The sequence below is a fragment of the Streptomyces panaciradicis genome, assembly GCF_023516615.1.
In the GTDB taxonomy this organism is placed as follows: Bacteria; Actinomycetota; Actinomycetes; order Streptomycetales; family Streptomycetaceae; genus Streptomyces; species Streptomyces panaciradicis.
This window is the reverse complement of sequence record NZ_JAMGBF010000222.1, coordinates 1-8460: the sequence shown is the minus strand read 5'-3', so window position 1 is coordinate 8460 and position 8460 is coordinate 1. Positions and strand designations below refer to the sequence as shown.

Annotated in this window: 6 protein-coding genes; 2 read left to right on the top strand and 4 right to left on the bottom strand. The window is 75.3% G+C overall.

All coding sequences use genetic code 11. The features are described from left to right. Positions 1-170 precede the first annotated feature (170 nt). The 4 genes from M8J74_RS41640 to M8J74_RS41625 all read right to left on the bottom strand — a co-directional run bounded on the left by M8J74_RS41640 (position 171) and on the right by M8J74_RS41625 (position 6572). Positions 171-1046, bottom strand: a complete 876-nt coding sequence (locus M8J74_RS41640; RefSeq protein WP_249841372.1) for a helix-turn-helix domain-containing protein — start codon at positions 1044-1046, stop codon at positions 171-173. Between the two features lie 110 nt (positions 1047-1156). Then, the gene (locus M8J74_RS41635; protein ID WP_249841371.1) at positions 1157-2965 is read right to left on the bottom strand and encodes an AfsR/SARP family transcriptional regulator; all 1809 of its coding nucleotides are present in this window, start codon (positions 2963-2965) and stop codon (positions 1157-1159) included. A 16-nt stretch (positions 2966-2981) separates the two neighbouring features. Further along, the gene (locus tag M8J74_RS41630) at positions 2982-5768 is read right to left on the bottom strand and encodes an AfsR/SARP family transcriptional regulator (protein WP_249841370.1); all 2787 of its coding nucleotides are present in this window, start codon (positions 5766-5768) and stop codon (positions 2982-2984) included. Positions 5769-5918: 150 nt separating this feature from the next. Then, on the bottom strand, positions 5919-6572 hold the full coding sequence (locus M8J74_RS41625) for a TetR/AcrR family transcriptional regulator (RefSeq protein ID WP_249841369.1): 654 nt from the start codon (positions 6570-6572) through the stop codon (positions 5919-5921). A 57-nt stretch (positions 6573-6629) separates the two neighbouring features. Between M8J74_RS41625 and M8J74_RS41620 the strand changes: the two genes are divergently transcribed. Together M8J74_RS41620 and M8J74_RS41615 are read left to right on the top strand one after the other, a co-directional pair. Then, complete coding sequence (locus M8J74_RS41620) at positions 6630-7316, top strand: class II aldolase/adducin family protein (RefSeq protein ID WP_249841368.1); 687 nt, start codon at positions 6630-6632, stop codon at positions 7314-7316. Then, on the top strand, positions 7313-8251 hold the full coding sequence (locus tag M8J74_RS41615; protein ID WP_249841367.1) for a carbohydrate kinase family protein: 939 nt from the start codon (positions 7313-7315) through the stop codon (positions 8249-8251). Before M8J74_RS41620 ends, M8J74_RS41615 begins: the two co-directional genes overlap by 4 nt. Positions 8252-8460: the final 209 nt, after the last annotated feature.

Genomic DNA, 8460 nt, shown 5'->3' with positions numbered 1-8460 from the left:
ACGAAGGCCTGCGCGGCGGGTTCCAGAACCGGCTTCACCGGCTCCGGGGCGGTCTCGGACATGCGTCTCTCCTGAGGTCTCGCGGTGCTTCGCCCGGCACGCTAGGTCCGCCGGGGCCGGACGCGTTGCCTGCGGGCGCACGGCCGCTGGTCCCTCAGCGCACGACCGTCCTACGGGCCCGAGCCCACGCCCGCCGAGTCCCGCCACTGACTGGGCGACATGCCGTACGCGGCCCGGAAGACGCGGCTGAAGTGCGGGGCGCTGAGGAAACCCCAGCGGCCGGCGACGGCGGCGATGGTGCGACGGCCGCGCACGCGGTGCAGCAGGTCACGCCGGCACTCCTCCAGGCGGCGGTGCTGGATCCACCGGCCGACGGTCGTCCCCAGCTCCTGCCGGAACAGTTTGTGCAGATAGCGCACCGAGATGTGATGGGCGGTGGCGATCACCTCGGGGGAGAGGTCCGGATCGGCCAGGTGCTCGTCGACGAAGCCCAGCAGCCGGGACAGCAACGGCGATCGCTCGTCCCCCGGTACGTCGGCACCGTCCACGCCCGCCTGCTCGGCCGCGACCGTGGCGAGCAGGTTGACGGCGTTCCAGGCGAGCATCTCCCCGGTCGCGGCGGGGGAGGACACGACGGTGTCGGCGAGTTCGGACAGGAACGGCGACACCAGCCGGCCCAGACGCGAGGACCGGCCGACGGGCGTCGGCAGCACCCGCCGCAGCGCACGGCCGTCCAGCCCGAGCGCCTCGCGCGGCACCCGGAACACCTTCAGCCGGGCGGACGCGGGAAGATCCAGGGACGGCGGGTGGTCGACGTCGTAGAAGCAGATGTCACCGGGGCCGAGCCGGACGGGGCCGCCCTGTTCCACGGCGCCGGTGCCGGCCCGGAGCCCGACGAAGAGGTACTCGCCGGGGCTGCCGGCGACGAGACGGAGGGCCCGGGGCCCGGGATGCCGTTCCGCGGGCAGCCGCGCGGGCCCGGGGCCGGGGACGAGGATGTCCAGAGCCAGGGGCATCCGGCACACCGTGTCGATGTCAGATGTCATCTGTCGCCGCCTCCGAACACGACCGAACAGAACCATTCACTGCTCGGAGCCTAAGGACGGCGTGTGCAAAAAGAGTGACAGAGAAGTGAGGGCGGCTCTCCGGCCTGCGGTCATGCCTCCCGCGCCCCGGCCGCCTCGACGGCGAACGCGTGGAGCAGGGGGTGCCCGGCGAAGCGGCCGGGAGCGGTCTCGGAGACGAGGTGGAGGTCCGCGAGTTCGTCCAGGAGCGCCCGGGCCCGGCGGACGGGCAGCCCGGTGAGGTCACCGGCGGCCTCCGCGGTGAGCCCCGCACCGGGGCGGCGGGCGAGCAGGCGCAGCATCCGGGCCGCGTCGGCCGACAGGTGCCGCCCGGACGCGGCGAACGCGGCGCGCACACCGGCCAGGGCGTCGAACGAGCCCCGCGACCGGCGGAGTTCGCCGGCGAGGGCCGCGAGGGGGAGGTCGGGGCGGTCGGCGAGACGGGCCGCCACGGCGGCCAGGGCCAGCGGCAGCCGCCCGCAGTGTCCGACGATCTCGTCGGCCGCCGCGGGCTCGGCCGCAAGGCGGTCCCGGCCGATGAGCGCTGCGAACAGATCCAGCGCCTCGGCGGCGGACGGCAGGTCGACCCGCAGCGGCCGGGCGCCCGCGGTGACCAGGCCGGACAGCCCGCACCGGCTGGTGACCAGCGTCAGGCAACCGGGGGAGGCGGGCAGCAGCGGCCGCACCTGCTCGGTGTCGAAGGCGTCGTCGAGCAGGACGAGGGTCCGCCGCCCCGACAGCGTGCTCCGGTACAGACCCGCCAGGCCGTCCAGTCCGCCGGGCAGGCGCCGACCGGACACACCCAGCGCGCCGAGCATGCCTCGCAGGGCCTCCGCCGGAGGCAGGGGTTCGGCGCGTGGGTCGAACCCCCGCAGATCCACGTGGAGTCGACCGTCGGGATACCGCTCGGCGACCTCGTGCGCCCAGTGGACGGCGAGGGCGGTCTTCCCCACCCCGGCCGTTCCCGTGAGGAGGACGGCGGCCGGTGCGCCGTCGCCGCCCACGAGCGCCCGCAGACCGCGCAGTTCGGCGTGCCGTCCAGTGAACCGCGGCAGGTCGGGCGGCAGTTGTGAGGGTCGTACCGGTGTTCCGCGTGGGGTGTCGTGACGGGGTGCGGCTTCCGCCGGGCGTACGTCCTGGCGGAGCACCCGCGTGTGCGCCGCGGACAGTTCGGCGCCGGGAGCGACGCCCAGCTCCCGGGCCAGCGTCAGGCGCACCGACTCGTGGGCCGCCAGCGCCTCGGCCTGCCGCCCGGCCGCGGCCAGCGACAGGACCAGCCGGGCGTGCAGGGACTCGCTGAGCGGGTCGAGCCCGAGTGCGCGCCGCAGCTGCGGCAGCACCTCTCGGGTGCGGCCGCACAGCAGCGCCGCGTCGGCGGCCATCACCGTCGTACGGACCAGCTCGCGCTCCACCTCGGTGAACACGGCGTGTTCCCGGACGGCCGGGGGAATCCCGGCGGCCACCGGGCCCCGCCACTCGGCCAGGGCGCCGAGGAAGTGCCGCAGGGCCACCTCGGGGCGTCCGGTGGCGGCCGCCCGCTTGGCCCGCCGGGCCAGGCCGCGGAACCGCAGCAGGTCGACCTCGTCGTCCTCGGCGGCCAGCAGGCAGCCGTCGGCGCCGCGCACGATCCGGCGGCCCGCCGCCCGGGGCGGCAGGCCGGGTTCCAGCAGCCGGCGCAGCGAACCCATGTACCGGCGCACCGCGTTGAGGGCGCTGGCGGGCGGGCGGCCGGGCCACAGCACGTCGACGATCTCGTCCGCCGGCACCGGCCGGCCCGCCCGCACCAGCAACAGGGCCAGCAGGGCGCGCTGTTGGGGGAAGCCGAGGTCGGGCTCCGCCGTTCCCAGCAGCACCCGGAGCGGCCCGAGCACCTCGAACCGTGCCGGTTCCGTGCCGTCCATGACCCGTCGGCCTCCCTCAGGCGAGGTCGCGTCGGCCGGTGTCGCCGGACAGCCGCGCGCGGACCTCTTCGGCGTCCGGGTGCCCGAGGCCGGTGAAGAGCGCGAGGGCCTCGCGCCAGGCCTCGTCCGCCTCGTCCGGAGCGCCCGTCGCCAGGTGGGTGTCGCCGATCCGGACCAGAGTGCTCGCCTCCAGGTAGGGCACCCCCAACTCCCGGTAGAGCGTGAGGGCGTTGTGGTAGCCGAGCAGGGCGTGCGGATGGCGGCCCAGGCCGTGCTGGGCGTAGGCGATGCTGTCCCAGGTCGATGCCTGGCCGTAGCGGTCGCCCAGGTCCTGGAGCAGGGCCAGTGCCTCGAAGCAGTGGGACAGGGCCTGCCGGTACTGGCCGAGCAGCGCGTGGTACCAGCCCACGGAGTTGAGGACGCTGGCCCGCGCGGCGGGCCGGTCCTGGGCGCGGAACAGCTCCAGCGCCCGCTGATTGTGTGTCAGGGCGCCCCGCAGATCGCCCTGTTGCTCGCACTCCCAGCCGAGACTGCGGTGGGTCTCGGCCTGCCCGACGACGTCGTCCAGCCCGGTGAACAGCTCCAGGGCCCGGCGCAGCCGGGGCAGGGACCGGTCGTGCAGGGCGAGCCGCCCCTCGGCGCGGGCCAGACCGAGCAGGCCGCGCGCCTCCCAGCCGGGCTCGGACAGCCGCACGGCCGACGCGAGCGCGGTGCGCTGGGCGGCCATGCCGTCGTGCCAGTGGCCCCGCCGGTCGAAGAACGGTTCCAGGGACCAGGCCAGCAGGCACACGAGGCGGTCGCGACCCGAGCGGGCGGCCGCGTCGAGGACGGCGAGCAGGACGGGGTACTCGGCGGTCAGCCAGGCCAGCGCCTCCCGGTCGTCGGCGAGGGGCTCGGCGGCGACCCCGGCCGGCGCCGGCCCCGGCGGCAGGGGGTCGGCGTGCGGGGCGAGGATGCGGTCGGCGGCCTGCGCGGTGTGCAGGACGTATGCGTACAGCCGGTCCACGGCGGCCTCCCGCTCCTCCAACGGCGTCTCGGCCTCGCCGAGTTCGGCCGCGTGGGCGCGCAGCAGGTCGTGCAGCGCGTACCGGCCGGGTGCGTGCTCGCTCGCGAGATGCACGCCGGCCAGCTCGGCCAGCAGCCGGCGGGTCTCCCGCGCCGGGAGCCCCGCCAGGGCCGCGGCGGCCGGTACGGAGACGTCCGGACCGGGATGCAGCCCGAGCAGCCGGAACAGGCGGGCCGCGCCGGGCGACACGGCGGCCAGCGACCAGGAGAACACCGCGCCGACGTTCGCGGCGGTGTCGGTCCGGCTGAACGCGTCGAGGCTGCCGTGCGCGGCCCGCAGCTCGGCCGCCACGGCGGACAGCGGGAAGTGCGGGTGGGCCGCGGCGCGGGCGGCGACACAGGCCAGGGCGAGCGGCAGACCGGCGCACAGCTCGGTGATCTCAGCCACCGCCCGCTCCTCGCCGACGAGCCGGGCGGCGCCCAGCCGACGGGCCAGGAACGCCCTGGCGCGGTCGGCGTCCAGCGGGCGCAGGGTCAGGGTGTGCGCCCCGTGCGCGGCGACCAGGGAGGGCAGCCGGCGGCGGCTGGTGACGATGGCCAGACAGCCGGGCGCGCCCGGCAGCAGGGGCCGTATCTGATCGGTGTCGCGGGCGTTGTCCAGCAGGACCAGCATCCGCCGCCCGGACAGCAGGGTGCGGTACAACGCCGCCTGCGCCTGCGTCTCGTGCGGCACCTGCTCGGGCGGTACGCCGAGCGCGTCCAGGAACAGCCGTACCGCCTCGCCCGCGCTCATCGCCGTTCCGGACGGATCGAAGCCCCGCAGGTCGACGTAGAGCTGACCGTCGGGGAAGCGGCCGGCGATCCGGTGCGCCCAGTGCACGGCGAGGGTGGTCTTGCCGATGCCGGCCATGCCGTCGATGGCCGTGATGAGGAGCGTCCCGGAGAGGTTCTCCAAGGGGGCGAGCACCTCGGCCAGTTCCTCCTCGCGGCCGGTGAACGTCGGCAGGTCGTGCGGCAGTTGGGCGGGCACCGGCGGCAGGGGCCCGGGGTCGAGCAGGACGGCGCGGTGGGCGTCGCGCAGTTCGGCGCCGGGGTCGATGCCGAGCTCGTCCGCGAGCCGGGCGCACACCGTGCGGTACACGTCGAGGGCCTCGGACCGGCTCCCCGCGGCCGCGAGCACGTGGATCAGCCGAGCCGACAGCGGCTCGTCCAGCGGATGGGCGGCCGCGGCCCCGCGAAGCCGGGCCAGTACGGCGTCCGGCACGCCCGCGTCGAGCGCGGCGTCCGCGACCTCCCGCAGCGCCGCCAGGCGTTCCCGGTCGACCGCGTCGAAACCGGCCCGCTCCCTCACCTCCACGGAGAGGCCGCCCGCCACCGGGCCCCGCCACAGGTCCAGCGCCGCCGTGAGGAGTCCGACGGCCCGCGAGGGGGCGGCCCGCCCGGCCTCCTCCCGCAGCCGCCGGAACCGCAGCAGGTCCAGCGAGCCGTCGTCGGCCGCCCAGCGGTACCCGCCCGCGTCCCGCACCAGCCAGCGTCCGGCCGCCCGGGCGGGCAGTCCCGGCTCCACGAGGCGGCGCAGCGCACCGACATGGCGGCGGACCACATTGACGGCGCTGTGCGGCGCACGCGGGCCCCACAGCGCCTCGACGATCTCGCTCACCGGCACCGGCTGCCCGGCCCGCACCAGCAGCAACGCCAGCAGCGCCCGCTCCTGCGGGCCGCCGAGAACGACCTCCGACCCCGACCGCAGCACCCGGACCGGCCCCAGGACCGAGAACTCCACAGGTTCCAGAACCACCGGCCCGCCCCCTTGCTTCCCTCACCCACCCCCGCCCCGACTTTACGTGATCTTTCGGACCGTCCGGAGCGGAGGCGGGGGCGCCTAGGGCGTGTGTCGAACGTCCGGGGCCCGCCCTTCGGGCGGACGACGGGACGTTCGACACACGCCCTAGGCGCGATCGCGATAACGGGCCGTGACCGCGGCGAGGTAGCCGCGCAGCATCACCTTGGCATCCTCCAGCAGTGCCGCGTCCCCGAGCGGCTCGCGGCGGAAGGCCTCCTGGGCGAGCGCGTCGGCGGCCAGGACCGCGGAGTGGCAGGCGCGGGCCAGGGCCTCGTCGTCCCGGGCGAGACCGAGGGCCAGCAGGACACGGCGGATCCCGTCGGCGATCCGGCGTTTGTGGTCACGGTCGGCGGCCCGCGTCCGCTCGGTCAGACCGCTGCCGAACCACAGCGCCCTGAAGCCGTGTTCGCTGCGGTAGATCCCGGCGAAGGCGTCGAGGAGGACGCCGACCGGGTCCTCCCAGCGCTCGGCCGCCGCGGCCTCGACGAGAGCGTCCATCGCGGCCTCCAGCTTGGCGAAGTACCCGGCCGCGAGCGCGTCGATGATCGCGTCCCGGTCGGGCAGGTACTGGTACAGCGAGCCCACCGACACCCGCGCCGCCGCCGCGACCCGGGTCGTCGTCAGGGCCTCCACCCCGTCCCTGATCAGGATCTGCTCCGCCGTCTCCAGCACCCGCGCCAACCGGGCCCTGCTGCGCGCCTGTTGGGGGGTGCGCCGCAGGGGAGCGGCCCCGCCCGGACGCGTGGTGGGCTCACTCACGAACGACCTCCGAACCTGAACGTGACTTTGTTTCATGTTTAGGTTACGGTCGCGCCCATGACCGACTCAAGCCCGGCACTGGGGCCGGAGCGGAGCGCCGTGGCGGACGCCTGCCGCCGCCTGGGCGCCGAGGGGCTGCTCATCGGCACGGCCGGGAACGTCAGCGTGCGCGTGGAGGACCGGGTCGCCGTCACCGCGACCGGAGCCGTCCTCGCCGAACTCACCCCGGACCAGGTCACCGTGGTCGACCTCGACGGGCAGGTCGTGGCAGGCACCCTCCGGCCGACCTCCGAACTCGACCTCCACCTCGGCGTCTACCGGCGCTACGGCACCGGCGCGGTCGTCCACACCCATGCGCCCATGGCCACCGCGCTCTCCCTCGTCCTCGACGAACTGCCCTGCGTGCACTACCAGTTGCTCGCACTCGGCGGCACCGTACGGGTCGCACCGTACGCCACCTTCGGCACCCCGGAACTCGCCGATTCGGTCCTCGCCGCGCTGGAGGGCCGCAGCGCCGCCCTCATGGCCAACCACGGCGCGCTCACCCACGCGCCCACCCTCGACAAGGCCGTCGAGCACGCCCTGCTGCTGGAGTGGGCGTGCGGCGTCTACCAGCGCGCCGCCGCGCTCGGCACTCCGCGCGTCCTCGACGAGAAGCGGCAACTCGCCGTCATCGAGGCCGCGATCGCCCGCGACTACGGCACCACCCATCCCGTACCACCCGCGCAGGAGGGAACCCGATGAACGCACAGCAGGTCGTCACGATGGGCGTGCACGTGCTGGACGTACTGGTGCGGCCGGTGGAGGAGATACCCGAGGGCCAGGGCGCCACCCTCGTCGACGACATCCGGATGACCGCCGCCGGGACGGCCGCCGGCACCGCGCTCACCCTGGCCAAGCTCGGCGCCGAGGTCCGCACCACCGGGGCGATCGGCACCGACCCGACCGGCGACATGCTCGTCCAGCTGCTGAACAGGGCGGGCATCGACACGGAGTTCCTGGTCCGCCGGATCGACACCTCCACCTCCGCCAGCGTCCTGCCGATCCGGCCCAACGGCGACCGGCCCTCCCTCCACCTGCTCGGCGCCAACGTCACCTACGGCCTCGACGACGTCCCCTGGGACGCGGTCGCCGAAGCCGGCCATCTCCACCTCGGCGGCCCGGAGCTGATCGGCGCCGACGTGGCGGCGCGCATCCTGCACTTCGCGCGGGAACACGGCGTGGTCACCTCCGTCGACCTGCTGGCCCCCGGCGAACTGGGCACCTACGACCAGATCGAGCCCCTCCTGCCCTACGTCGACTACCTCCTCCCCAACGACGACCAGGTCCTCGGCTTCAGCGAGGAGGAGGACCTGGTGACCGGCGCGAAGAAGTTCCTGGCCGCCGGGGCGGGGCTCGTCGCCGTCACGCGCGGCGGCGACGGCGCGCTCCTGGTCACCGCCGACGGCACCGAATCGGTCCCCGCCTTCGAGGTGGACGTCGTCGACACCACCGGCTGCGGCGACGCGTTCTCGGCCGGGTTTCTGCGCGGCATCGGCCTGGGCCGCACCCCGCGTGAGGCCGCCGTGCTCGGCAGTGCCGCGGCGGCGCTGGTCGCCCAGGGGCTCGGCAGCGACCACGGCGACTTCGACCTCCCCGAGGCCGACGAGTTCGCCATGACCCACACGACACGGGACTGACGGCCGGCACGCACCGAGTGGTGGGGCGTGGGGCGGGGGCGTACGGTCGGACAGTGAACGCCGTCGTTCACCGAGAGCCAGCGCACCATGAGCAGCAGCCCGCAGCCGACCTCCGCAGCACAGGCCACCACCCGGGAACCGGGCGGCGGAGGACACGGCATGGCGCTGCTGGTCATCGCGTCCTGCCAGCTCATGGTGGTGCTCGACAT

Coding starts and splice junctions, on each gene's coding strand:
- M8J74_RS41640 (WP_249841372.1), bottom strand. CDS start 1,046: ATGACATCTGACATCGACACGGTGTGCCGGATGCCCCTGGCTCTGGAC.
- M8J74_RS41635 (WP_249841371.1), bottom strand. CDS start 2,965: ATGGACGGCACGGAACCGGCACGGTTCGAGGTGCTCGGGCCGCTCCGG.
- M8J74_RS41620 (WP_249841368.1), top strand. CDS start 6,630: ATGACCGACTCAAGCCCGGCACTGGGGCCGGAGCGGAGCGCCGTGGCG.
- M8J74_RS41615 (WP_249841367.1), top strand. CDS start 7,313: ATGAACGCACAGCAGGTCGTCACGATGGGCGTGCACGTGCTGGACGTA.